This window comes from Streptomyces sp. NPDC002092, assembly GCF_053593775.1.
This window is the reverse complement of the sequence record NZ_JBSFDG010000004.1, coordinates 37,166-62,277: the sequence shown is the minus strand read 5'-3', so window position 1 is coordinate 62,277 and position 25,112 is coordinate 37,166. Positions and strand designations below refer to the sequence as shown.

The 25,112-nt window shown below is 67.3% G+C and carries 19 protein-coding genes, 1 tRNA gene and 2 pseudogenes; 1 reads left to right on the top strand and 21 read right to left on the bottom strand.

The genetic code is table 11. The features are described 5' to 3' along the window. Positions 1-27: 27 nt before the first annotated feature. The 8 genes and pseudogenes from ACWCRD_RS10305 to ACWCRD_RS10270 form a co-directional block, all read right to left on the bottom strand. Positions 28-501 (bottom strand): hypothetical protein, encoded by a 474-nt coding sequence (locus tag ACWCRD_RS10305; protein ID WP_450965458.1) that lies wholly within the window; start codon positions 499-501, stop codon positions 28-30. A 273-nt stretch (positions 502-774) separates the two neighbouring features. Continuing rightward, positions 775-1,143, bottom strand: coding sequence for an endo-1,4-beta-xylanase (locus ACWCRD_RS10300; RefSeq protein WP_450965823.1), 369 nt, complete (start codon positions 1,141-1,143; stop codon positions 775-777). Then, positions 1,126-1,835 (bottom strand): annotated as a pseudogene (locus tag ACWCRD_RS10295) (glycosyl hydrolase 115 family protein); the annotation flags it as partial. The gene ACWCRD_RS10300 and the pseudogene ACWCRD_RS10295, both read right to left, overlap by 18 nt. A gap of 230 nt (positions 1,836-2,065) precedes the next feature. Next, positions 2,066-3,259, bottom strand: coding sequence for an elongation factor Tu (gene tuf, locus ACWCRD_RS10290; RefSeq protein WP_450965457.1), 1,194 nt, complete (start codon positions 3,257-3,259; stop codon positions 2,066-2,068). A gap of 178 nt (positions 3,260-3,437) precedes the next feature. Beyond that, on the bottom strand, positions 3,438-5,564 hold the full coding sequence (gene fusA, locus ACWCRD_RS10285) for an elongation factor G (protein ID WP_450965456.1): 2,127 nt from the start codon (positions 5,562-5,564) through the stop codon (positions 3,438-3,440). 39 nt (positions 5,565-5,603) lie between these two features. Continuing rightward, the gene (rpsG, locus tag ACWCRD_RS10280; protein WP_003998848.1) at positions 5,604-6,074 is read right to left on the bottom strand and encodes a 30S ribosomal protein S7; all 471 of its coding nucleotides are present in this window, start codon (positions 6,072-6,074) and stop codon (positions 5,604-5,606) included. A gap of 2 nt (positions 6,075-6,076) precedes the next feature. Continuing rightward, the gene (gene rpsL / locus ACWCRD_RS10275) at positions 6,077-6,448 is read right to left on the bottom strand and encodes a 30S ribosomal protein S12 (protein ID WP_003948652.1); all 372 of its coding nucleotides are present in this window, start codon (positions 6,446-6,448) and stop codon (positions 6,077-6,079) included. 341 nt (positions 6,449-6,789) lie between these two features. After that, entirely contained in the window at positions 6,790-7,326 is a 537-nt protein-coding gene (locus tag ACWCRD_RS10270; protein ID WP_450965822.1) for a DUF1707 and DUF4190 domain-containing protein, read from the bottom strand. 265 nt (positions 7,327-7,591) lie between these two features. Between ACWCRD_RS10270 and ACWCRD_RS10265 the strand changes: the two are divergent. Continuing rightward, positions 7,592-8,560: pseudogene (locus ACWCRD_RS10265) on the top strand (FHA domain-containing protein); the annotation flags it as partial. A 50-nt stretch (positions 8,561-8,610) separates the two neighbouring features. Here the strand turns inward: ACWCRD_RS10265 and ACWCRD_RS10260 are convergent. The 13 genes from ACWCRD_RS10260 to ACWCRD_RS10200 all read right to left on the bottom strand — a co-directional run bounded on the left by ACWCRD_RS10260 (position 8,611) and on the right by ACWCRD_RS10200 (position 25,031). Next, a complete protein-coding gene (locus tag ACWCRD_RS10260) occupies positions 8,611-10,164 on the bottom strand; it encodes a serine/threonine-protein kinase (RefSeq protein WP_450965455.1) in 1,554 nt (517 codons plus the stop codon). After that, positions 10,161-10,589, bottom strand: a complete 429-nt coding sequence (locus ACWCRD_RS10255) for an FHA domain-containing protein (protein ID WP_450965454.1) — start codon at positions 10,587-10,589, stop codon at positions 10,161-10,163. The genes ACWCRD_RS10260 and ACWCRD_RS10255 overlap by 4 nt, the downstream gene beginning before the upstream one ends. 212 nt (positions 10,590-10,801) lie before the next feature. Next, positions 10,802-14,701 (bottom strand): DNA-directed RNA polymerase subunit beta', encoded by a 3,900-nt coding sequence (locus tag ACWCRD_RS10250; protein WP_450965453.1) that lies wholly within the window; start codon positions 14,699-14,701, stop codon positions 10,802-10,804. Positions 14,702-14,800: 99 nt separating this feature from the next. Next, positions 14,801-18,286, bottom strand: a complete 3,486-nt coding sequence (gene rpoB, locus ACWCRD_RS10245) for a DNA-directed RNA polymerase subunit beta (protein WP_390693033.1) — start codon at positions 18,284-18,286, stop codon at positions 14,801-14,803. A 559-nt stretch (positions 18,287-18,845) separates the two neighbouring features. Beyond that, a complete protein-coding gene (gene rplL / locus ACWCRD_RS10240) occupies positions 18,846-19,235 on the bottom strand; it encodes a 50S ribosomal protein L7/L12 (RefSeq protein ID WP_344404711.1) in 390 nt (129 codons plus the stop codon). 123 nt (positions 19,236-19,358) lie between these two features. Then, positions 19,359-19,889, bottom strand: a complete 531-nt coding sequence (rplJ, locus tag ACWCRD_RS10235) for a 50S ribosomal protein L10 (RefSeq protein WP_450965452.1) — start codon at positions 19,887-19,889, stop codon at positions 19,359-19,361. A gap of 280 nt (positions 19,890-20,169) precedes the next feature. Beyond that, the gene (locus ACWCRD_RS10230; protein WP_450965451.1) at positions 20,170-21,039 is read right to left on the bottom strand and encodes a DUF1396 domain-containing protein; all 870 of its coding nucleotides are present in this window, start codon (positions 21,037-21,039) and stop codon (positions 20,170-20,172) included. 109 nt (positions 21,040-21,148) lie between these two features. Further along, the gene (locus tag ACWCRD_RS10225) at positions 21,149-22,081 is read right to left on the bottom strand and encodes a hypothetical protein (RefSeq protein ID WP_450965450.1); all 933 of its coding nucleotides are present in this window, start codon (positions 22,079-22,081) and stop codon (positions 21,149-21,151) included. Positions 22,082-22,220: 139 nt separating this feature from the next. Then, the gene (gene rplA / locus ACWCRD_RS10220) at positions 22,221-22,946 is read right to left on the bottom strand and encodes a 50S ribosomal protein L1 (RefSeq protein ID WP_389084238.1); all 726 of its coding nucleotides are present in this window, start codon (positions 22,944-22,946) and stop codon (positions 22,221-22,223) included. A gap of 82 nt (positions 22,947-23,028) precedes the next feature. Then, a complete protein-coding gene (gene rplK, locus ACWCRD_RS10215; protein ID WP_311696792.1) occupies positions 23,029-23,463 on the bottom strand; it encodes a 50S ribosomal protein L11 in 435 nt (144 codons plus the stop codon). A 167-nt stretch (positions 23,464-23,630) separates the two neighbouring features. Beyond that, a complete protein-coding gene (gene nusG, locus ACWCRD_RS10210) occupies positions 23,631-24,482 on the bottom strand; it encodes a transcription termination/antitermination protein NusG (RefSeq protein ID WP_450965449.1) in 852 nt (283 codons plus the stop codon). Positions 24,483-24,562: 80 nt separating this feature from the next. After that, a complete protein-coding gene (gene secE / locus ACWCRD_RS10205) occupies positions 24,563-24,850 on the bottom strand; it encodes a preprotein translocase subunit SecE (RefSeq protein WP_030930581.1) in 288 nt (95 codons plus the stop codon). A gap of 108 nt (positions 24,851-24,958) precedes the next feature. Next, a tRNA-Trp gene (locus tag ACWCRD_RS10200) sits at positions 24,959-25,031 on the bottom strand. Between the last annotated feature and the right edge of the window lie 81 nt (positions 25,032-25,112).

Here is a 25,112-nt window from a genome sequence, read left to right as displayed (position 1 = left end):
CAGGCGCGGTCGGACGAGCTGGATCGGTCAGGCGCAGTCGGACGAGCTGCTGTCGACGGAGAAGACGTAGCCGCCCTTCCAGTTGACGACATTGGCGGTACCCGCGTCGTTCTTCATCAGCGCGGAGATGCCGACGCAGCGGCCACCGGTCGCGAGGGTGCTGCTGTGCACCGGGCCCGCGTACTCCGAGAAGGTGCCGTGGTCGCGCTCGCCGGCCGACTTGTTGTTACCCGGCCAGATCTGCAGGTCCATGTAGTTGGCGGCGCCACCCGTGTTGTTGTCGAGGATCGCGCAGGCGCTGTTGCCCTTCAGGTAGAAGAAGAGCGTGGCCTGGCGATTCGTGGCGCTCGGCAGCGGCTTGGCGTCGGTGAACTCGTACCCGGTGCCGCAGACCGTCGCGGAAGCTGCGGCCGCCGGGGTGCTCGGCACGGCGACGCCCATCGCGGTGACGGCCGAGGCGGCGACGGCGAGACGGGTCAGGTTCCTACCGAAAGTAGACATAATTCCCCCCTGGATTGGTCATGCTGTGGAATGTCCGCGACCGCGGGACGAGGACTGGCCTCCCCGTTCAGAACCCCGTTCGATCGAAGACCTCGGGACTGTAGCCACCTCAGACTCTTCACAGCAACGCAAAAAAATTTGCACATCGGCAAGGGGCAACGCCTGAAAGTAGCGGCCCCGTTGGAGCCGCGATCGGCTTTCGCTCAGAACTTCACCATGCGCCCCCGTTTGGGGGGCTACTCTGCGTTAACTTTACATATGCAGTGACACGCATCACGGCACGTAACGATTCCATTCCGGCCTCGAACACTGGAACGCCTTGCCCACGGTGTCAACCACAGGCGAGAAAAATTCAGTTGACGAGCAGTCAAATCTCAGAGCCGTACGGTCGGCGACGCCGCCCGGGAAGCCGTACTGGATGCCCAGGTGGCCCTGGGTTCCCAACCCTTGGACGGGAACGCCCTCGGCGCACAGCCGGGACGCCAGTTCGCAGTAGGCCGTCGACTCGGCGCTGACGCCTTCGACGTTGTAGTCGCCTGGCCGATGGCGGGCGCGAACGCGACCAGTTCGTCGGCCTGCGACCAGTCGTACGTCCCGCGCTGCGGCTCCTCGGGGTCCGGGTGCGTCGTCCGGTGTGCGCAGGCCTCGGTCCCGGTAGCGCTGGACCTCCTTGTAGAGGGTCCACACCTGTGGGGTCGCGGTCGGCGGCTTGCCGGTCACCTCGGCAAAGATGGTCCGCTACGTCTCGATGATCTCCCGCATGAGCTCGATGCCGTCGCCGTCGGGGGGGGCGGTGTCGCCGTGCCCGCGCACCCTGCGGCGTTGCGGCGGAAGGACCACTCGTCCGTACCGCCGTACGGGTCATGGCCGAGCGTCCGGCGTAGAAGTCCGCGTTGAAGCCGCCGGGGAAGCCGGGCGCCTTGCCCGGGCCGAAGTAGGCGGGCGCCCAGGTCCCGAGGGCCAGGTTCGTGTCCCGTCCGAGCAGCACGTACACCGCGTCCCGGCGCACCGGCGGCACATCGCCCCACCAGTACCAGGACCGCACCGAAGATCGTCCCGCGCGGATGGCCGCCCGCAACGACGAACACCCGGTCCACGCCGGGCATCGGCCGCTCCGCGACGGTCTGCAGCGAGGTCTCCCACCTGCCGCGCACACCCGTGACATCCAGCTTGCCGCTGGCGATCAGCCCGTCGATCAGCGGGCTGCGCCCGATGGCGCCGACGAGCACGCGCGCCATCGCGTCGCCGGGCCGTACACCCGTCACGCGCTCGATGTCGCCGCGGAGGTCGCCTGCTACCCGTACGCCTCCCGGGTGGTCCTCAGGGGAGACCACGACCGGCCCCGCACGACGTCGAAGGCCCCGCCCGTGACAACAGTGGAGCCCGTGACAAACAGTGGAGTGAGGGTCGCGTGCGAACAATGGGCCATGCGCGTCCAATAGTTTCGAAGCCCCCGGCGGGCGTGGGCGCGAGACTCCGGGCACGGCAAAGGGGCCCGTACGACCGAAGTCGTACGGGCCCCTTCAGGAGCTCGCGCTGGAGCTACCAGGTCAGATCAGCAAGCTCACTTGTTGATCTTGGTGACCTGGCCGGCGCCGACCGTCCGGCCACCCTCACGGATGGCGAACTTCAGGCCCTCTTCCATGGCGACGGGCTGGATGAGCTCCACCTTCATCTCGGTGTTGTCACCCGGCATGACCATCTCGGTGCCCTCGGGGAGGGTCACGACGCCGGTCACGTCCGTCGTACGGAAGTAGAACTGCGGACGGTAGTTGTTGAAGAACGGCGTGTGGCGGCCACCCTCGTCCTTGGACAGGATGTACGCCTGGGCCTCGAACTCCGTGTGCGGGGTGACCGAGCCCGGCTTGATGATGACCTGGCCGCGCTCGACGTCCTCGCGCTTGATGCCACGAAGCAGCAGACCGACGTTCTCACCGGCCTGGCCCTCGTCGAGCAGCTTGCGGAACATCTCGATGCCGGTGACCGTGGTGGTGGTCTTCTCGGTCTTGATGCCGATGATGTCGACGGTCTCGTTGACCTTCAGGACACCACGCTCGATACGGCCGGTGACGACCGTACCGCGACCGGTGATCGTGAAGACGTCCTCGATCGGCATCAGGAAGGGCTTGTCGACGTCGCGCTCCGGCTCCGGGATCGACTCGTCGACGGCCTTCATCAGGTCCAGGACCGACTGGCCCCACTCCTTGTCGCCCTCGAGCGCCTTGAGCGCCGAGACACGGACGACCGGAAGGTCGTCGCCCGGGAACTCGTACTCGGAGAGCAGCTCACGGACCTCGAGCTCGACGAGCTCCATGATCTCCTCGTCGTCCACCATGTCGGCCTTGTTCAGGGCGACGACGATGTACGGAACGCCGACCTGGCGGGCCAGGAGCACGTGCTCCTTGGTCTGCGGCATCGGGCCGTCGGTGGCGGCGACCACGAGGATGGCGCCGTCCATCTGGGCAGCACCGGTGATCATGTTCTTGATGTAGTCCGCGTGACCGGGGCAGTCGACGTGCGCGTAGTGACGCGTCTCCGTCTGGTACTCGACGTGCGCGATGGAGATGGTGATACCGCGCTGGCGCTCTTCAGGAGCCTTGTCGATCTGGTCGAACGCCGAGGCCTCGTTCAGGTCCGGGAACGCGTCGTGCAGCACCTTGGTAATGGCGGCCGTGAGGGTCGTCTTACCGTGGTCGATGTGACCGATGGTGCCGATGTTGACGTGCGGCTTAGTCCGCTCGAACTTCGCCTTCGCCACTGGGGTCCTCCTGGGAGTGGTTCTGGTACGCCTTACTTCATCGGCGCCAGGTGATCTTTGCTGTTAGTGCCCGGGCCCCGGGGCACCACTCGCAAACGGTGACGAATGCGGGTGAATGCCCCGGCAGGCTCCGGAGTCAAGCCTACGGCGTGTGAACGCAGTGCGTTAACGCAGTGCGCTACTCGCCCTTGGCCTTCGCGATGATCTCCTCGGCGACGTTCCGCGGAACCTCGGCGTAGGAGTCGAACTGCATCGAGTAGCTTGCGCGACCCGACGTCTTGCTGCGGAGGTCTCCGACGTAGCCGAACATCTCCGAGAGGGGCACGAGGCCCTTCACGACGCGGGCACCGGCCCGCTCCTCCATGGCCTGGATCTGACCACGGCGGGAGTTGATGTCGCCGATGACCTCACCCATGTAGTCCTCGGGCGTGGTGACCTCGACGGCCATCATCGGCTCGAGCAGCACGGGGCTGGCCTTGCGCGCGGCCTCCTTGAAGGCCTGCGAACCGGCGATCTTGAAAGCGAGCTCGGAGGAGTCGACCTCGTGGTAGCCACCGTCGATGAGCGTGACGCGGACGCCCGTCATCTCGTAGCCCGCGAGGATGCCGAACTGCATGGCCTCCTGCGCACCGGCGTCCACCGAAGGGATGTACTCCTTCGGGATGCGGCCACCGGTGACCTTGTTCACGAACTCGTACGAGGCGTCGCCGCCCTCGATGGGCTCGATCGCGATCTGCACCTTGGCGAACTGACCGGTACCACCGGTCTGCTTCTTGTGGGTGTAGTCCACGCGCTCGACGGCCTTGCGGATCGTCTCGCGGTAGGCGACCTGCGGCTTGCCGACGTTCGCCTCGACCTTGAACTCACGGCGCATACGGTCGACCAGCACCTCGAGGTGCAGCTCGCCCATGCCACCGATGATGGTCTGGCCGGTCTCCTCGTCCGAGTGGACCTGGAAGGACGGGTCCTCCTCGGCCAGGCGCTGGATCGCGACGCCCAGCTTCTCCTGGTCGCCCTTGGACTTGGGCTCGATGGCGACCTGGATGACCGGCGCCGGGAAGTCCATGGACTCCAGGATCACCGGGGCCTTGTCGTCGCACAGCGTCTCACCGGTCGTGGTCTGCTTCAGACCCATGACGGCGATGATGTCGCCGGCGCCCACCGACTCGATCTCCTCACGCTTGTTCGCGTGCATGCGGTAGATCTTGCCGATGCGCTCCTTCTTGCCCTTGACGGAGTTCAGCACCGAGGTGCCGGACTCCAGGCGGCCCGAGTAGACCCGGACGAAGGTGAGCTTGCCGAGGTGCGGGTCGCTCATGATCTTGAAGGCGAGCGCGGACAGCGGCTCGTCGTCGGACGGCTTGCGCTTGACGACGACCTCGGCGTCCTTGACGTCGTGACCCTCGATGGCCTCGATGTCGACCGGCGACGGCAGGTAGCGCACGACCGCGTCGAGCAGGGGCTGGACGCCCTTGTTCTTGAACGCGGTGCCGCAGAACACCGGGGTGACCGTGGTGTCCTTGGACTTGCCGGACGCGATGGTGATGCGACGGATCGCGGCGTACAGCTGCTCCACGGAGGGCTCGGTGCCCTCCAGGTACAGCTCCATGATCTCTTCGTCGTTCTCGGCCACGGCCTCGAGCAGCTTGCCGCGGTACTCCTCGGCAGCCTCGGCGTGGGTGTCCGGGATGTCGACGACGTCGTACATCTCGCCCTTGGTGGCCTCGGCGGACCAGACCAGGGCCTTCATCGTCACGAGGTCGACGACGCCCTTGAAGTCGGCCTCGGCACCGATCGGGAGCTGCATCACGATCGGCTGAGCGCCGAGGCGGTCAGAGATCATGTCGACGCAGCGGTGGAACTCGGCACCGGTCCGGTCGAGCTTGTTGACGAAGCAGATGCGGGGGACGCCATAGCGGTCCGCCTGACGCCACACCGTCTCGGACTGGGGCTCAACGCCGGCGACGCCGTCGAACACCGTCACGGCACCGTCGAGCACGCGCAGGGAACGCTCCACCTCGACGGTGAAGTCGACGTGGCCCGGCGTGTCGATGATGTTGATGGTGTGGTCGACGTCTTCCAGCGGCCAGTGACAGGTGGTGGCAGCAGAGGTGATCGTGATGCCACGCTCCTGCTCCTGCTCCATCCAGTCCATGGTGGCAGCGCCGTCGTGGACCTCACCGATCTTGTAGGACACACCGGTGTAGAACAGGATCCGCTCGGTGGTGGTCGTCTTGCCCGCGTCGATGTGGGCCATGATCCCAATGTTGCGGACCTTGGCCAGGTCAAGTGAAGTGGTAGCCATAAGGCTTCAGTCTTCTCTCGGTCTCGATGTGGGTAGCGACTACCAGCGGTAGTGCGCGAAGGCCTTGTTGGACTCGGCCATCTTGTGCGTGTCCTCGCGCTTCTTGACGGCCGCACCGAGGCCGTTCGAAGCGTCGAGAAGCTCGTTGAGCAGACGCTCGGTCATGGTCTTCTCGCGACGGGCGCGGGAGTAACCGACCAGCCAGCGCAGCGCCAGGGTGTTGGCGCGGCCGGGCTTGACCTCGACCGGCACCTGGTAGGTGGCGCCACCGACACGGCGGGACTTGACCTCGAGGGTCGGCTTGATGTTCTCGAGAGCGCGCTTCAGCGTGATGACCGGGTCGTTGCCGGTCTTCTCGCGCAGGCCCTCCATGGCGCCGTAGACGATGCGCTCGGCGGTGGAGCGCTTGCCGTTCAGCAGCACCTTGTTGATGAGCGACGTGACCAGAGGAGAACCGTAGACCGGGTCGATGATGACCGGGCGCTTCGGGGCGGGGCCCTTACGAGGCATTCTTACTTCTCCTTCTTGGCGCCGTAGCGGGAACGGGCCTGCTTGCGGTTCTTGACACCCTGGGTGTCGAGGGAGCCACGGATGATCTTGTAGCGAACACCCGGCAGGTCCTTCACACGGCCGCCGCGCACGAGCACGATGGAGTGCTCCTGCAGGTTGTGTCCCTCACCCGGAATGTAAGCGGTGACCTCGATCCCGCTGGTCAGACGCACACGCGCGACCTTACGCAGGGCCGAGTTCGGCTTCTTCGGGGTGGTCGTGAACACACGCGTGCAGACGCCACGACGCTGAGGGGAACCCTCGAGTGCGGGCGTCTTGTTCTTCTCGACCTTGTCCTGCCGGCCCTTACGGACCAGCTGCTGGATCGTAGGCACTACTTCTCCGGTTTCTGTGTGCCGATGGGTACAGCTAACCTGGAACGTCGCCGACCCACGCGGTCGGGTGTGTCGAATCCGGCAGACTCCCGCCGCCAGGCGGAAAGGGCGCAGATTACGGTGGCCAATGACGGCTCGCCATGCGGTTGAAGGCACGCACGAGAGCCAGGGCACACCCCAGGCACAAGGTCTGAGCGTACCTACCTCATACGCTGCGGTCAAAACAAATGGGCCGGGCCCGCATCGCCATGCGAAGCATGTCAAGACCCTACGCCGTACATGATCTTCGAATTCACGTTCCCGACACCTCGAGGAGCTACGTCACCGCAGCTCACCCCGGGTCACGCGGAGGCCAGAGCTGCCGCGATGAGGATCGTGATGATCAGCGCCCATCCGGCGACCGACAGCCAGCCGAGGACGAGGCCGGTCATGGCGAGGCCCTCGCCGCGCTCACCGGTGCGCTGCATTTCGCTGCGGGCGGAGTGACCGAGGATGACCGCGGGGATCCCGGTGAGCCCGCCGGTGAAGACGGTGAGGATCCCGCAGACCATGGAGCCGACCGCCTTGCCGTTCGTGGGCGGCGGGGCCGCCAGAAAGGTCGCGGGCACGGCCGGAGCGGCCTGGCTGACCGGCACGGGCCCCTGCGGCAGATCGGCGACCAGTAGGGCCAGCTCCCCCACCGTACGGGCCGCGTACGCCCGCGCCACCCGGCGGTCGAACTCCCCCTTCTCCAGCCGCCCCTCCCCGTACCCCGCCCGCAGCACGTCCACGGCACGCTCACGGTCGGCGTGGGAGGCGAGCATGGAGGGGGCGCTGTGCCCCTGCCAGGCCTGCCCGAAGCCCTGGACCGGCGGCGAAGCGCCCTGCCACGCCTGCATCGGGCCGTGCTGCCCGCGCTGCGGGGCCCGATGCCAGGGCCGCGGGGGCACGTCCTGCCCCGCCTGCGGGACATCCTGTGCCCGCTGCGAGTCCCCCTGCCCCGACTGCCAGGGCTGCCACGACGGATTGGACACGAGTACCTCCCCGAACCCCCGAGTCACTCCATGATGCGCCGTGGCGGCAATTCCGGCACAGACCGCGTCTCGGAACGGTCCACCCGGACTCGCCGACACGGCACGGCATCTGCTTCTACGCTGACCGGTCATGGACATGCGAAGCGGGAGGGGGCTGGACAGGGAACCGCGGCTGTCCCTCGACGCCATGACGGCGGACTTCGTCGTGGACGTCGCGAACGTGGTGCGCGAGCAGGGTCTGGTCAACGACCGGCCCGCCGATCTGTCGCGGCTCACCCTGCTCACCGACGCCCTCGCGGAGTTCGCCCGCGACGACTCCGTACGGATCTACGGCGTCTGCGACGGCTCCCTGATCGGCGACGGCCGGCTGTACCCGGCCGAGCGCACGCTGCTGGCCCGCTGGGCCGCCGAAGGGCGCCTGGAAGTACGGCCGGTGGCCGACCCGCGGATCCTGGAACTCGTCGAGGCCCTGGACATGCCGGCCGTGACCGGCGACAACTTCTTCGACGAGATCCCCGACCACCCCTGGATCGCAGGGAACACCGACAGCTTCCTACGACCGGTCCCCGACGCCTCGGGCCGGGGCGTGACCGTGGTCCCGCGTGTGATGCCCGTACCGCAGGAGTGGCAGATCTCGCGCAAGCGGGAGGAGTCCGACCTGCTTGCCTCCGGCATGTACGACCGCCGTGGCGCCGGCGCCCGCCGCGAGCTGCTCGACCGGATCTGGCGCTGCCCCGCGGCCGCCTGCCCGCTGTTCGGTCCCGGCCGTGCGACGGGACAGCCGCTGCCCCGCCACCGCCGCGGCCAGGTCCTGTGCCCCACCCACGAGGTCCAGCTCTCGGCGGTGGGCACGGTGCCGCATCGGGCGCAGCTGAAGGTCCGGGTGGACGGAGCGGTGCGGACCAGGTTCACGGTGGCCGAGGGCGCGGAGATCACCGTCGGCCGGGCACCGGCGCCGTCGGACGGCATCGCCCTCGCCCCGTGGATCGGCGAGGCAGCCCGTGTCTGGATGAGCCGCAATCACGTGACGATCACCCTCGCCGGCGGGCAGGTCCGCGTCCGCGACACCAGCGCCAACGGCATCGTCGTACGTCGGCAGGGTGAGGACGTACGGCTGCGCCGGGGCGGCGAGTGGCCCTTGCACACAGGTCAGCTGCTCCTGCTGCACGAGACGGTCGCGCTGGAGCTGAGCGGGCGCCGGTACTTCTTCGAGGACCCGGAGCACGGGCCGGTGCGGCCGCTGTCGCCGTCGGACACCGGGCCGACCCTGCTGCACCGTCCGGGCGGGGCGCCGCGCGGACGCCGGGGGCGGCGGTGACCAGGGCGGCGTACACGGCCGGGGCGGGCGACCTGCTGGCCGGCCGCTACCGCCTGGAACGGATCGTGGGCAGCGGTGGCCAGGGGCGGGTGTTCGCCGGGGTCGACGAGGCGCTCGGGCGGCGGGTCGCGGTCAAGGTGCTGTCGCCCCCGCTGCGCCCGCTGCCGGACGGCTCGGCGGACGAGGCGGTGGCCCGGTTCGACCGGGAGGTGCGCGCGCTCGCGGCCCTCGACCACGACCACATCGTCAAGATCTTTGACCTCGGGCGGCAGGCCTCCGGTCAGCCAGCGGTCGAACAGGTCCCTCCTGCCCTCGCGCTCCACGACCGTCAGATCGTCGAACTCCCGCAGCCAGGCCGACAGTTCGCGCCATGCCTCGGAGGGCGCCTGCCGTGTGCCCATGTGTGCGAAGAAGTAGTCGGCCGCTCCCGGCCGTTCGCGAAGGGCCGCCGCCAAGCCCACACGCGTGGTGTGCAGCCGACCGCCATACGCCAGCCCGCGCACACCCGTGCGCGGCGGCGGGGCGGACTGCCGGACCGGCTCCGCCTCCCGCCTCGTCGGCGCCGAGCGCGGCGACCGCGGAGACGCCGTCGGTCTGTCCCGCCCGTCCAGCCACTCCAGTACCTCCCGGCCCGTCCAGCGGTGGGCCGGATCGGTTTGGAGGAGGCCCGCGCAGAGCGCCGGAAGCCGGTCGCCCGGCACCTGCTTCAGGGGTATCGCGCCCCGGCCGAGCGCCTGGCGGATCCCGTGTTCACTCAGCCCGGCGAAGGGCGGCGTCCCGGTGGCGGCCTCCCGCACGATCATCCCGAGCGCCCACCAGTCGTGGGCCTCCGACGACTCGCCCTCCAGCACGAACTCGGGCGGGGCGTAGGCGAGCGTCATCGACGTGGTGCGGTGGGCCCGCTCCCGGTCCCTGCTGATGCCGAAGTCGGCGATGACGACCGCGCTGTCCGAAGACGGGTCACGGTAGAGGAGGTTGGCCGGCTTCAGGTCCCGGTGGATGATGCCGGCCTCGTGCAGGCAGTTCACCCCGCCGGTCAACTGCCGTACGAGCGAGAGGAGCTGTGCGGAGGCCAGCGGACCGGAGTGCAGCCGCTCGGCCAGCGCGCCGCCGCTGAGGTACTCCAGCACCTCGTAGTCCCGCCCGTCCACCGCACTGCCCTGCCCGGCCACCTGCACGATCGCGTGGTGCCGCAGCCGTTCCAGCCGCTCCCACACCGTGCGGTCGGCCCGCAGCCCTCGGCGATACAGCTTCACCGCGCGCAGCACCCCGTCGGCGTCCCGGGCCCGGAAGACATCGGCCTCCCCGCCCTGCCCGATCAGCTCGGCGCCGGCCGGGAAGGCGTCCGCCAGCGGCTCGGGCAGTGAGTACTCCCCCGGACTCATGCGTCGTCCCCCTCGTACCCCTCGCCCATGGCCCGGACGGCGACCGGTATGTCGGACGCCAGCCTGAGGCGGTCTCCTGAGCGCAGGGCCACCCACGCGCCCGGTGCGATCCTGCGCTCCTGGTGGTAAGTGCCGTTCGTGGAGTCCTCGTCTCGGATCCACGCCCGGCCGCCCGCGTCGACCCGGACCGTGGCGTGCCGCCGCGAGAGGTTGTCGTACGGCTCCAGCAGCCGGGCGGCATCGCCGTCTCCCTCCCGGCCGAGAACCTGCACGGTGCCCGCCGGGATGCTCAACACTCCGGTGGGGAAGCCCAGTTCCATCCCTGCCGAGGTGTCCTCCCGGCGGGTGCGTACGACGCCTGCTGGGCTCAGGGCGTACGGGGTGAAGCAGGCCCGGCACACGAGCTGCCGCGGCCCTTCGGCCACCGCTCCACACGGACAACGGCGCATGCTCTCCCCCACGGCATCGCTCCCGGCCCCGCCCCGCCCCGCCCCGCCCGTGATGAAACACGGACAACTTCGGGCGGGCCGCATCCTAGATGCTCACCCTGTGGCCGCACCGCGAAACTGCGTGTGCGGGAACGCCGAAGGGCGGCCACTCCTTTCGGAGTGACCGCCCCTCAACTCAAACTGCCCGCTTACTGGTTGTACGGCCCGTAGTCGTAGTCCTCCAGCGGAACGGCCTGGCCGGAGCCCGTGCCGAACGGCGAGTAGTCGATGTCGTCGTAGCCGACGGCCGAGTACATCGCGGCCTTGGCCTCCTCGGTCGGCTCGACCCGGATGTTGCGGTAGCGGGACAGGCCCGTACCGGCCGGGATGAGCTTACCGATGATGACGTTCTCCTTGAGGCCGATCAGGGAGTCGGACTTGGCGTTGATCGCCGCGTCCGTGAGGACCCTGGTCGTCTCCTGGAAGGACGCCGCCGACAGCCACGACTCGGTCGCCAGCGAGGCCTTGGTGATACCCATCAGCTGCGGACGGCCGGAGGCCGGGTGGCCGCCTTCCTGGACCACACGACGGTTCTCGACCTCGAACTTCGAGCGCTCGACCAGCTCGCCGGGCAGCAGCTCGGCGTCGCCGGACTCGATGATCGTCACACGGCGCAGCATCTGCCGGATGATGATCTCGATGTGCTTGTCGTGGATCGACACACCCTGCGAGTTGTAGACCTTCTGGACCTCGCCGACCAGGTGGACCTGGACGGCACGCTGGCCCAGGATGCGCAGCACGTCGTGCGGGTTGGTGGCACCCACGGTGAGCTTCTGGCCCACCTCGACGTGCTCGCCCTCGCTGACCAGGAGCCGGGCACGCTTCGAGATCGGGTACGCCGTCTCGTCGCTGCCGTCGTCCGGGGTGACGACGATCTTCTTGGTCTTCTCGGTCTCCTCGATCCGGACGCGGCCGGAGGCCTCGGAGATCGGGGCGACACCCTTCGGGGTACGGGCCTCGAAGAGCTCGACGACACGCGGCAGACCCTGGGTGATGTCGTCACCGGCCACACCACCGGTGTGGAAGGTACGCATCGTCAGCTGGGTACCGGGCTCACCGATGGACTGGGCGGCGATGATGCCGACCGCCTCACCGATGTCGACCAGCTTGCCGGTGGCCAGCGAGCGGCCGTAGCACATGGCGCAGGTGCCGACCTGGGACTCGCAGGTCAGGATCGAGCGGGTCTTGACCTCCTCGACACCGTGGTGCACCAGCTGGTCGATGAGCACGTCGCCCAGGTCCACGTTGGCCGGCGCGATCACCTTGCCGTCGATGACGACGTCCTCGGCGAGCATGCGGGCGTAGACGCTGGTCTCGACGTCGTCCGCCTTGCGCAGCACGCCGTCGGCGCCGCGGTTGGCGATCCGCAGCTTCAGACCGCGCTCGGTGCCGCAGTCCTCCTCGCGGATGATGACGTCCTGCGAGACGTCCACCAGACGACGGGTCAGGTAACCCGAGTCGGCGGTACGCAGGGCGGTGTCGGCCAGACCCTTACGGGCACCGTGCGTGGAGATGAAGTACTCCAGCACGGACAGGCCCTCACGGAAGGACGCCTTGATCGGACGCGGGATCGTCTCGTTCTTGGCGTTCGACACCAGACCACGCATACCGGCGATCTGCCGCATCTGCATCATGTTTCCTCGGGCACCCGAGTCAACCATCATGAAGATGGGGTTCGTCTTGGGGAAGTTCTCGTTCATCGCCTCGGCGACCTCGTTGGTCGCCTTGGTCCAGATCGCGATGAGCTCCTGAGTGCGCTCTTCCTTGGTGATCAGACCGCGCTCGTACTGCTTCTGGACCTTCTCGTCCTGCGCCTCGTAGCCCTTGACGATCTCCTTCTTCGCCTCGGGAACGACGACGTCGGAGATGGCCACGGTGACACCGGAACGGGTCGCCCAGTAGAAGCCGGCCGCCTTCAGGTTGTCGAGCGTCGCCGCCACGATGACCTTGGGGTAGCGCTCGGCCAGGTCGTTGACGATCTCGGAGAGCTGCTTCTTGCCCACCGAGTAGTCGACGAACGGGTAGTCCTCGGGCAGCAGCTCGTTGAAGAGCGCGCGGCCCAGGGTGGTGCGCAGCCGGAAGGTGTCACCGGTCTGGTACTCCGGCTCGCCCTCCTCCACGGCCGGCGGGGTCCAGCCGCGCGGCGGGATGGTGCCCACCGGGAAGCGGATGTCGACCGCGGACTGCAGCGCGAGCTCACCGGCGTCGAACGCCATGATCGCCTCGGCCGTGGAGCCGAAGGACCGGCCCTCGCCCTTGGTGTCACGCAGCTCGCCGTCGGTGGTGAGGAAGAACAGACCGAGGACCATGTCCTGGGTCGGCATCGTCACCGGACGACCGTCGGCGGGCTTGAGGATGTTGTTCGAGGACAGCATCAGGATGCGGGCCTCGGCCTGCGCCTCCGCGGACAGCGGCAGGTGCACGGCCATCTGGTCACCGTCGAAGTCCGCGTTGAACGCGGTGCAGACGAGCGGGTGGATCTGGATGGCCTTGCCCTCGACCAGCTGCGGCTCGAAGGCCTGGATGCCCAGGCGGTGCAGGGTGGGAGCACGGTTCAGCAGCACCGGGTGCTCGGCGATGACCTCTTCGAGGACGTCGTACACGACCGTGCGGCCGCGCTCCACCATGCGCTTGGCGCTCTTGATGTTCTGCGCGTGGTTCAGGTCGACCAGGCGCTTCATCACGAACGGCTTGAAGAGCTCCAGCGCCATCGCCTTGGGCAGACCGCACTGGTGCAGCTTCAGCTGGGGGCCGACGACGATCACGGAACGCGCGGAGTAGTCCACACGCTTGCCGAGCAGGTTCTGACGGAATCGACCCTGCTTGCCCTTCAGCATGTCGCTGAGGGACTTCAGCGGGCGGTTGCCGGGACCGGTGACCGGACGGCCACGACGACCGTTGTCGAACAGCGCGTCCACGGCCTCCTGGAGCATGCGCTTCTCGTTGTTCACGATGATCTCGGGCGCACCGAGATCGAGAAGGCGCTTCAGACGGTTGTTGCGGTTGATCACACGGCGGTACAGGTCGTTCAGGTCGGAGGTCGCGAAGCGGCCACCGTCCAGCTGCACCATCGGGCGGAGGTCCGGCGGGATGACCGGAACGCAGTCGAGGACCATGCCCTTGGGGCTGTTGGAGGTCTGCAGGAAGGCAGACACGACCTTCAGCCGCTTCAGCGCACGGGTCTTCTTCTGGCCCTTGCCGGTGCGGATGATCTCGCGGAGGCGCTCGGCCTCCTCGTCCAGGTCGAAGGACTCCAGGCGCTTCTGCAGCGCCGCGGCACCCATCGAACCGTCGAAGTACGTGCCGAAGCGGTCACGCAGCTCGCGGTAGAGCAGCTCGTCGCCCTCGAGGTCCTGGACCTTGAGGTTCTTGAACCGGGTCCACACCTCGTCGAGACGGTCGATCTCGCGCTGCGCACGGTCGCGCAGCTGCTTCATCTCACGCTCGGCACCCTCGCGCACCTTGCGGCGCACGTCGGCCTTGGCACCCTCGGCCTCGAGCTCGGCCAGGTCGGACTCGAGCTTCTTGGCGCGGGCCTCCAGGTCGGCGTCCCGGCGGTTCTCGACCTGCTGACGCTCCACGGAGACGTGCGCCTCCAGGGAGGGCAGGTCGCGGGTACGGCGCTCCTCGTCGACGTACGTGATCATGTACGCCGCGAAGTAGATGACCTTCTCGAGGTCCTTGGGCGCCAGGTCCAGCAGGTAGCCGAGGCGCGAAGGAACACCCTTGAAGTACCAGATGTGCGTGACGGGAGCGGCCAGTTCGATGTGGCCCATCCGCTCACGGCGCACCTTGGCGCGAGTGACCTCGACGCCGCAGCGCTCACAGATGATGCCCTTGAACCGGACACGCTTGTACTTGCCGCAGTAGCACTCCCAGTCCCGGGTCGGACCGAAGATCTTCTCGCAGAAGAGTCCGTCCTTTTCGGGCTTGAGCGTGCGGTAGTTGATCGTCTCGGGCTTCTTGACCTCGCCGTGGCTCCACTGACGGATGTCGTCAGCGGTGGCCAGGCCGATCCGGAGCTCGTCGAAGAAGTTGACGTCGAGCACTATGCGTCAATCCCTCTCAGGGTTGTAAGTCTTTGGTCTGATACGGGGGTCCAGGGGCCGGCCGGAGGGTCCTCACCAGGTCCTCCGGCCGGACTCCCGTCAGACCTCTTCGACGCTGCTCGGCTCGCGCCGGGACAGGTCGATGCCGAGCTCCTCCGCAGCGCGGAAGACGTCCTCGTCGGTGTCGCGCATCTCGATGGACATACCGTCGCTGGACAGCACCTCCACGTTCAGGCAGAGAGACTGCATCTCCTTGATGAGCACCTTGAAGGACTCGGGGATGCCGGGCTCGGGGATGTTCTCGCCCTTGACGATGGCCTCGTAGACCTTCACGCGGCCGGTGACGTCGTCGGACTTGATGGTCAGCAGCTCCTGGAGGGCGTATGCGGCGCCGTAAGCCTCCAGCGCCCACACCTCCATCTCGCCGAACCGCTGGCCACCGAACTGGGCCTTACCACCCAGCGGCTGCTGGGTGATCATCGAGTACGGGCCGGTCGAACGCGCGTGCAGCTTGTCGTCGACCAGGTGGTGCAGCTTCAGGATGTACATGTAGCCGACCGAGATCGGCTCCGGGAACGGCTCACCGCTACGGCCGTCGAACAGCCGCGCCTTGCCGGACGGGAGCACCATGCGCTCGCCGTCGCGGTTCGGGATGGTGTGCTGCAGCAGACCCGCGAGCTCGTCCTCGCGCGCACCGTCGAAGACGGGGGTCGCGACGTTCGTGCCCGGGTCGACCTGGTCGGCGCCGATGGCCTGCAGGCGCTGCGCCCACTCGTCGGCGAGACCGGAGACGTCCCAGCCACGGCTGGCGAGCCAGCCGAGGTGGATCTCGAGCACCTGTCCCGGGTTCATTCGGGACGGCACACCCAGCGGGTTGAGGATGATGTCGACCGGAGTTCCGTCCTCGAGGAACGGCATGTCCTCGATGGGCAGGATCTTCGAGATGACACCCTTGTTGCCGTGACGGCCGGCGAGCTTGTCACCGTCGGTGATCTTGCGCTTCTGCGCCACGTACACGCGCACCAGCTGGTTCACACCGGGGGGAAGCTCGTCGCCCTCCTCGCGGTCGAAGACGCGCACGCCGATGACCTTGCCGGTCTCGCCGTGCGGCACCTTCAGCGAGGTGTCGCGGACCTCACGCGCCTTCTCACCGAAGATCGCGCGCAGCAGGCGCTCCTCCGGCGTCAGCTCGGTCTCACCCTTCGGGGTCACCTTGCCGACGAGGATGTCGCCGGCGATGACCTCGGCACCGATACGGATGATGCCGCGCTCGTCGAGGTCGGCGAGGACCTCCTCGGAGACGTTCGGGATGTCCCGGGTGATCTCCTCGGGGCCGAGCTTGGTGTCACGGGCGTCGACCTCGTGCTCCTCGATGTGGATCGAGGAGAGGACGTCGTCCTGCACGAGGCGCTGCGACAGGATGATCGCGTCCTCGTAGTTGTGACCCTCCCACGGCATGAACGCCACGAGCAGGTTCTTGCCCAGCGCCATCTCGCCGTTCTGGGTGGCCGGACCGTCGGCGAGGACCTGGCCCTCGATGATCCGGTCGCCCTCGTTGACGATGACCTTCTGGTTGACCGAGGTGCCCTGGTTGGAACGGGCGAACTTGGCCAGGCGGTACGTGATGTACGTGCCGTCGTCGTTGGCGGTGGTGATGTAGTCCGCGGAGACCTCCTGGACGACACCCGCCTTCTCGGCCTTGACCACGTCGCCGGCGTCGACGGCGGAGCGGTACTCCATGCCGGTGCCGACGAGCGGGGACTCGCTCTTGATCAGGGGCACGGCCTGACGCATCATGTTCGCGCCCATGAGGGCACGGTTGGCGTCGTCGTGCTCGAGGAACGGGATCATGGCGGTCGCGACCGACACCATCTGGCGCGGCGAGACGTCCATGTAGTCCACGTCGTCACCGGCGACGTAGTCGACCTCACCGCCACGGCGGCGGACCAGCACCCGGTTCTCGGCGAACCGCAGGTCGTCCGAGAGCGTGGCGTTGGCCTGCGCGATGACGAAGCGGTCCTCCTCGTCGGCCGTCAGGTAGTCCACCTCGTCGGTGACCTGACCGTCGACGACCTTGCGGTACGGCGTCTCGACGAAGCCGAACGCGTTGACCCGGCCGTAGGAGGCGAGCGAGCCGATCAGACCGATGTTCGGGCCTTCGGGCGTCTCGATCGGGCACATGCGGCCGTAGTGGGACGGGTGCACGTCACGGACCTCGAAGCCGGCCCGCTCACGGGAGAGACCACCCGGGCCGAGCGCCGACAGACGGCGCTTGTGGGTGAGACCCGACAGCGGGTTGTTCTGGTCCATGAACTGCGACAGCTGGCTGGTGCCGAAGAACTCCTTGATGGAGGCGACGACCGGCCGGATGTTGATCAGGGTCTGCGGCGTGATCGCCTCGACGTCCTGGGTCGTCATGCGCTCACGCACGACGCGCTCCATACGAGCCAGACCCGTGCGGACCTGGTTCTGGATGAGCTCGCCGACGCTGCGCAGACGACGGTTGCCGAAGTGGTCGATGTCGTCGGTCTCGACGACGATCGTGCCGCCGCTGTCGCCGGTCGTCTCGGTCTCGCCGGCGTGCAGCTTGACCAGGTACTTGATCGTCGAGATGACGTCCTCGACGGTCAGGATGCCCGCGTCGAGCGGAGCGTCGGCGCCCAGCTTCTTGTTGACCTTGTAGCGGCCGACCTTGGCGAGGTCGTAACGCTTCGGGTTGAAGTACAGGTTCTCGAGCAGCGTCTGCGCGGCCTCACGCGTGGGGGGCTCGCCCGGGCGCAGCTTGCGGTAGATGTCGAGCAGCGCGTCGTCCTGGCCCTGGGTGTGGTCCTTCTCCAGGGTGGCGCGCATGGACTCGTACTCGCCGAACTCCTCCAGGATCTGCTCGGTCGTCCAACCGAGAGCCTTGAGCAGAACGGTCACGGACTGCTTGCGCTTGCGGTCGATGCGCACACCGACCATGTCGCGCTTGTCGATCTCCATCTCCAGCCAGGCACCCCGGGACGGGATGATCTTGGCGGAGAAGATGTCCTTGTCGGACGTCTTGTCGATCGAGGAGTCGAAGTAGACGCCCGGCGAACGGACCAGCTGGGACACCACGACACGCTCGGTGCCGTTGATGACGAAGGTGCCCTTGTTCGTCATGAGCGGGAAGTCGCCCATGAAGACCGTCTGGGACTTGATCTCGCCGGTCTCGTTGTTGGTGAACTCAGCCGTCACGAAGAGCGGGGCGGCGTACGTGAAGTCGCGCTCCTTGCACTCGTCGATGCTGTTCTTCGGCGGCTCGAAACGGTGGTCGCGGAACGTCAGCGACATCGACCCGGAGAAGTCCTCGATCGGGGAGATCTCCTCGAAGATCTCCTCCAGACCGGACTTGGTGGGGACGTCCTGACCGGACTCAAGAGCCGCCTCGACCCGACTCTGCCAGGCGGTGTTCCCGAGCAGCCAGTCAAAGCTCTCGGTCTGCAGCGCGAGCAGGTTGGGAACCTCGAGGGGCTCCTTGATCTTTGCAAAGGAGATGCGCAGCGGGGCGGTGCTGGCACCGTTGTTCGTATTCGCGGTCGAGGCAGTGCGCGAGGCGGCCAAGAGGGGGTCCTTCCGAGGGCTCGGACTCACTACGCGCGTACCGGTCCCTCTCCCGCACACAGAGACAGGACTCCCCGGTTTGGCCGAAAGGCCAGCTCAGGGACGTTCCGATCGTCGGTGTTCAAGCGAGGGCATGCCCCTGGTGACGGGCAGGGGACAGCTAACAGGCAGCGCAAAGGGTCAGTGTAGCCACTCGGCACACTGATGTCCAGCCCCGATTTCCTGAGACCCTCGTCGTCCTCAACACCTGCAGCAAGCCCACGCCCTCAATGCACGTTGATACTGCCCTCTTCGTCGCCGATCCATGCCTCGGATTCGGATCCTTGTGACGACGCGTCCTGAGAATTGCGCGCTGCGTGCGGTTCGTCAAGGCCCCCATGGCCCAAACCACATACCACCTGGGGTGCTTGGAGCCACGACGAAGATCACCATACTCCGCACACCCGAGGGTGCAAGGCAGCCACCACCCGGCACCCAGGAACGCCGAAGAGCGACCACCCGGATGGATGATCGCTCTTCGGTGCTCAGGCGTTACAGCCCCTTGTGGGGCCGAGAGGCCTTACTTGACGTCGACGGAGGCGCCGGCGCCCTCGAGGGCCTCCTTGGCCTTGTCCGCGGCGTCCTTGGCGACCTTCTCGAGAACGGGCTTCGGGGCGCCGTCCACGAGGTCCTTGGCCTCCTTCAGGCCCAGCGAGGTCAGCTCACGCACGACCTTGATGACCTGGATCTTCTTGTCGCCGGCGCCGGTGAGGATGACGTCGAACTCGTCCTTCTCCTCGACCTCGGCGGCACCGCCGGCGGCACCGCCGGCAGCCGGGGCGGCGACGACGGCCGCGGCAGCGGCGGTGACGTCGAACTTCTCCTCGAACGCCTTCACGAACTCGGAGAGCTGGATGAGGGTCATGCCCTCGAACTCGGCGAGCAGTTCGTCCTGGGTGAGAGCCACGATGGCTTTCCTTCCACTAATTTCGGCTGGTGCCGGGATGTACATGTCTGGCGGGCGTACGTTCGGCCCGCTACGACCGCTGCCTCAGGCGGACTGCCTCAGGCGGCGATCATGATGCGAGCCGAATTACTCGGCACCGCCCTGCTCGTCCTGCTTGGCGCGAAGGGCGTCCACGGTGCGGACGAGCTTCGTCGGAAGCGCCTGGAAGAGCTGTGCAGCCTGCGTCTGCTTGCCCTTCAGGGCGCCCGCCAGCTTGGCGAGCAGAACCTCGCGGGACTCGAGGTCCGCAAGCTTCTTGATCTCGTCGGCGGACAGCGCCTTGCCGTCAAGGACACCGCCCTTGATGACGAGGTTCGGGTTGTCCTTGGCGAAGTCACGAAGACCCTTCGCCGACTCCACCGGGTCACCGGTGACGAAGGCGACCGCCGTCGGACCGTTGAACAGGTCGTCGAGCGTCGAGATCCCGGCCTCGTTGGCCGCAATCTTGGTCAGCGTGTTCTTCACCACGGCGTACTGGGCGTTCTCACCGAGCGAACGGCGCAGGTTCTTGAGCTGCGCAACGGTGAGACCCCGGTACTCGGTCAGCACGGCGGCGTTCGAGCTGCGGAACTGCTCCGTCAGCTCGGCCACCGCGGCAGCCTTGTCGGGCCTTGCCATGAGCGTCGGCCTCCTTCCGGGTGATGACGACCGCTCGGAAGGGGCTGGAGCAAACGAAACGCCCCGGCGCAGGCGCACGGGGCGTAGCTCGACCGGATCATCACAGCGTCAGCTGCGAACTCCGGGAGCACTTCCACAGTCACCTGCGCGGGTCGTCCGCGGTTCAGCGGATCCTTCGGCCACCGCACCCTCCAGGAGCGCACGGCAACGACCAGCGGTCTTTGGCTTCCTCAGGAGAGTACGTGACCGAATCGCCGTCAAGCAAATCCGGTCCTACGGCTCAGCTCTGGGCGCCCTTCATCATCGCGGCCAGGTCCGCGGTGTCCTTGGCCGGCGGGGCCGTGACCTGCACCGGCTTGTTGATGTCGAGGAACGTGAAGGTCAGGTCGAGCGGGCCCTTGTCGGCCTCGCCCCGCATCCGGAACTGCTTGGTGTGGTCGTCGCCGTCGATCCACATGTCCATGGTGAACGCGTCGACGCCCATCTTCTCGAACTGCTCGAGGCTCTTCTCGCGCTGTTCCCGGACGGTCTTGTTGACGGTCTTGTCCTTCTCCTTGAGCGAGGCCTTGAGGTCCTCGACGGTGACCTTGCCCGCGTAGTGGGTGGTCTTGACGCCGTCGACGGTCTCGGTGCCGACCTTCTTCACGTTCTTGGAGCCGGTGAGGAAGGTGGAGTTGGCGGCCGGGTTCTGGTTGGCCTGGCCGGCGCCCAGCTGATCCGCGTTCAGCCCCTTGCCGCCGCCGAGCGCCGACATGTCGAACTTGATCCAGCTCTTGCCGTCCATCTCCTTGGCCATGGAGGCGTTCCCGCCGACGTACATGGCCTTGCCGACGAGGCGGATCTCGATCGGTCCCTTAATCGCCTGGTTCTGAGCCGTTATTTTCATGCTCATGGTCAGCGGCTTGATGCTCACCGCCGCCTGGGCGGAAATCCGGCCCTGCCCCGGGACCTGGCCCGTCATCCTGTAATGCGCGGACCTGATGGCCTCGCTGTTCTTCGCCGCCTTGGCGACGGCCGCCGCCGGAGTCATCGCGGGCGACTGGGCGGAGTCGCTCTTCTGACAGCCGACCGCTCCCCCGGCGAGCAGCAGGGCGGCGAGGCCTGCCCCCGTCGCTTTGCGGCGCGCTGAAACCCGTACGGAAGTCCCCATTGATTCCCCCCATGGAATGCATGGCTGATACACAGTAAGGAGGCGAGCCTAACCTCAGGAGGCGGCGGAGGTCTTCCGTATTCCCCGGCACATCAGGAGGCCCGCCGCCTCAGGAGCTGCTGCCGGATCCGCTCGCGGTGTCGCTGCTGCCCGGTGTCCAGCCCTGCTTCTTCAGCAGCTTCTTGAAGTCCTCGGTGTCGCTCGCGGGCGGCTCGGTGGCGGAGACCTTCACGCCGTAGTCGCTGTAGTACGCGGTCTGGGTGTACTCCCCCGCTGACATGCGGCCCTTCTCGACCTTCTTGACCAGGAGGTTCTGGTCGTTGACCCAGATGTCGACGGACTCCGTACTGACGCCGGCCTGGGTGAGCTGCTTCTTCAGGCCGGCGAGCTGGCTCGCGGTGAGGTTGGAGTTCTTGCGGGCGAGGTCGGCGACGTCCACCGTGCCCGAGTAGTGGGTGGTGTCTACGCCGCGCACCTTCTCGGTGCCGACCTTCTTGACGTCCCCGGATGCCAGCAGCAGCTTCACCGACTGGTTGGGAGTCGTGTTCTGCATCTGGTCCTTGAGGTACGCGCCGGAGCTGCCGCCGAGCTCGGCGAGGTCCGCGTAGCCGTACCGCACCCAGTGCTTGCCGCCTGCCTGCTGGGCGAACTTGTCGCCCATCTTCGCGTAGTACGCGTCGGGCAGATAGCGGGCCTCCATCGACGTGGTGCCGAGCCGGCGCATGGTGTCCGCGATGGTGCCGCCGGTGTACGTGATGGTCATGTTGCCGGTGAGGCCGTCCGCCCAGCGCAGGGCTCCGTCGCCCGTCATGGACATCAGGGAGCCCATGGTGGTCGTGGACTCGACTTTCGCCGAGTCGGCGCCGTCGGTGGACTTCTCGGCGGTGCGCAGGGCCGCTATGGGGCTGACGTGCGTCGCGCCCTTGCCGGAGGGCCCCTCGCCCTTGCCGGAGGAGTCCGGGGAACTGCAGGCGGCCACGCCCGACAGCGCGGTCACCGCTGCGATCGAAAGGCTCATCCGGCGCACGGTCGTGCTCTTCATTCGTCCCCCACCCCTATGCGATTGCTGTGCCCGCACGCTAACGCAGAGCACTGACACCCGTCCGGGAAAAGGGACGAGCCCCGCACCACGGAGGTTGCGGGGCTCGTTGAAAAACGCGTACGCGCGACTGCCGTCAGGATCAGACGGCGGCCGGGTCCTCCTCGACGAGGAGGTTGCGGGTGCGGTTCGGGTCGACCGGGATGCCGGGGCCGATCGTGGTGCTGATCGCGGCCTTCTTGATGTAGCGACCCTTGGCGGCGGACGGCTTCAGACGGAGGATCTCCTCCAGCGCGGCGCCGTAGTTCTCCACCAGCTTGCTGTCGTCGAACGACACCTTGCCGATGATGAAGTGCAGGTTCGAGTGCTTGTCGACGCGGAACTCGATCTTGCCGCCCTTGATGTCGTTGACGGCCTTCGCCACGTCCGGGGTCACGGTGCCGGTCTTGGGGTTCGGCATGAGACCACGGGGACCGAGCACACGGCCGAGGCGGCCGACCTTGCCCATGAGGTCCGGGGTGGCGACGACGGCGTCGAAGTCCAGGCGGCCCTTCGAGACCTCGTCGATCAGTTCGTCGGAGCCGACGATGTCGGCGCCCGCGGCCTCCGCGGCCGCAGCACGGTCACCGGTCGCGAAGACCAGGACCCGGGCGGTCTTACCGGTGCCGTGCGGAAGGTTCACGGTGCCACGGACCATCTGGTCGGCCTTGCGCGGGTCGACACCCAGACGGAAGGCGACCTCGACGGTGCCGTCGAACTTGGTCGTGGAGGTCTCCTTGGCGAGACGGACGGCCTCGAGCGGGGCGTAGAGCTTCTCCCGGTCGATCTTGGCGTCCGCAGCGCGGAGAGACTTGCTGCGCTTGCTCACTACTGCTCCTGGTGAGTCTTAGGAGTCGTGGTCCGGGCCGAGCAGGCCCTGCCACTTCTGCTTGATGTACGGGGGGTTGGGCTCAGCCCTCGACCGTGACGCCCATGGAACGCGCGGTACCGGCGATGATCTTCGCGGCGGCGTCCAGGTCGTTGGCGTTGAGGTCGGGGAGCTTGGTCTGGGCGATCTCGCGGACCTGCGCCTCGGTGATCTTGGCGACCTTGGTCTTGTGCGGCTCGCCGGAGCCCTTCTCCACACCCGCGGCCTTGAGGATCATCTTGGCGGCCGGCGGCGTCTTGGTGACGAAGGTGAAGGAACGGTCCTCGTAGACCGTGATCTCCACCGGGATCACCCAGCCACGCTGCGACTCGGTCGCGGCGTTGTACGCCTTGCAGAACTCCATGATGTTGACGCCGTGCTGGCCCAGCGCGGGGCCGACCGGCGGAGCCGGGTTCGCCGCACCGGCGTTGATCTGGAGCTTGATGAGCCCCGTGACCTTCTTCTTCTTGGGAGGCATTGCTCTCCGGGTCCTTTCGATTGAGGCGTGCCCCCGCCCGGGTCGCGTCCCGGATGAAGGCATACCGCACAACGATAACGGGTATAGATGCGCGGCTAAAAACCGAGCAGGTCAGACCGGCTACGAGAGCCCGCCTGACCTGCTGGAAGCGGTCCGTCCAGAAGCTGCTAGTTCTTCTGGATCTGGTCGAACGAAAGCTCGACCGGCGTCTCGCGGCCGAAGATCTCCACCAGACCCTTGACCTTCTTGGAGTCGGGGTTGATCTCGTTGATGGTCGCCTGCAGCGTGGCGAACGGGCCGTCGGTGACGGTGACCGAGTCGCCGACCTCGAAGTCCAGCACCTGGACCTCGACCTTGCGCTGCGGAGCGGGCTTGCCCTCGGCCTCGGCGGCCTCGCGGGCGGCCTTCTCCTCGGCCTCCGGGGCGAGCATCTTGACGATCTCGTCCAGGGTCAGCGGGTACGGGTCGTAGGCGTTGCCCACGAAGCCGGTGACGCCGGGGGTGTTGCGGACGACACCCCAGGACTCGTTCGTCAGGTCCATGCGGACGAGGACGTAGCCAGGGAGCTTGTTCTGCTTGATCGTCTTGCGGTCGCCGTTCTTGATCTGGACGACCTCTTCCTGCGGCACCTCGGCCTGGAAGATGTAGTCCTCGACGTTCAGCGAGACGGCGCGCTGCTCCAGGTTGGTCTTCACGCGGTTCTCGTAACCGGCGTAGGTGTGGATGACGTACCACTCGCCGGGCAGGGAGCGCAGCTCCTCGCGGAGGGCCTCGACCGGGTCGACCGGCTCGGACTCCTCCTCCGCGATCTCTTCCTCGGCGGACTCGTCGTCGGTCTCGTCGGCGGCGGTCTCGTCCTCGTCCACGACCTGCAGGGCGGCCTCCTCGGCCGGCTCCCCCGCCTCGGCCTCGGCAGCCTCGAACTCGTCCTGCTCGTCCGCGCCCTCGACGATGTCGAGCTCGTCGTCCACGGACTCGTCCGGCTCGATGGCGTCGTCGTTCAGGTTCGTGTCAGACACGGTGGCTGCTTCTTCCTGGATACATAGGGGTGGAACATGCGAAAGGGGCGCCGGGTACCTCGGCGCCCTTCGCTCTCGGCTCAGCCGAAGACGTACTTGGCCGCGTGGTTGAGCCCATAGTCAATCACGGTCACCAGGGCGATCATGACGGCGACGAAGAAGATCACCACGGTGGTGTACGACGTCAGCTGGTTGCGCGTAGGCCAGACGACCTTGCGGAGTTCGGCGACGACCTGGCGGTAGAAGAGGGCAAGCCTCTTGAACGGACCTTTCTTGGCCCGCTTACCGCCCTTGCGGGCCTTCTTCTTCGACTCCTGCGCCTCGTCCTGGGCGTCAGGCGTGTCGATGGAGCCCACGGCGTCCGCCATTCGTCCTCACCTGTTCCCGGGTCGTGGCCGTGCCGCGCCCGGTCTGAGCCGCACGGCGTTGCATTGCTGTACGTACATGCGCACACATCCTGGCGAAGGTGTGTGTAGCAGGGCCGGAGGGACTTGAACCCCCAACCGCCGGTTTTGGAGACCGGTGCTCTACCAATTGAGCTACGACCCTTTGTGTGTCCCCCAACGTACCGCATCCGACCGGGTGCTCGGTGTGCACCGCCTGCGGCGCGGCTGCTGATGGCCAACGAGG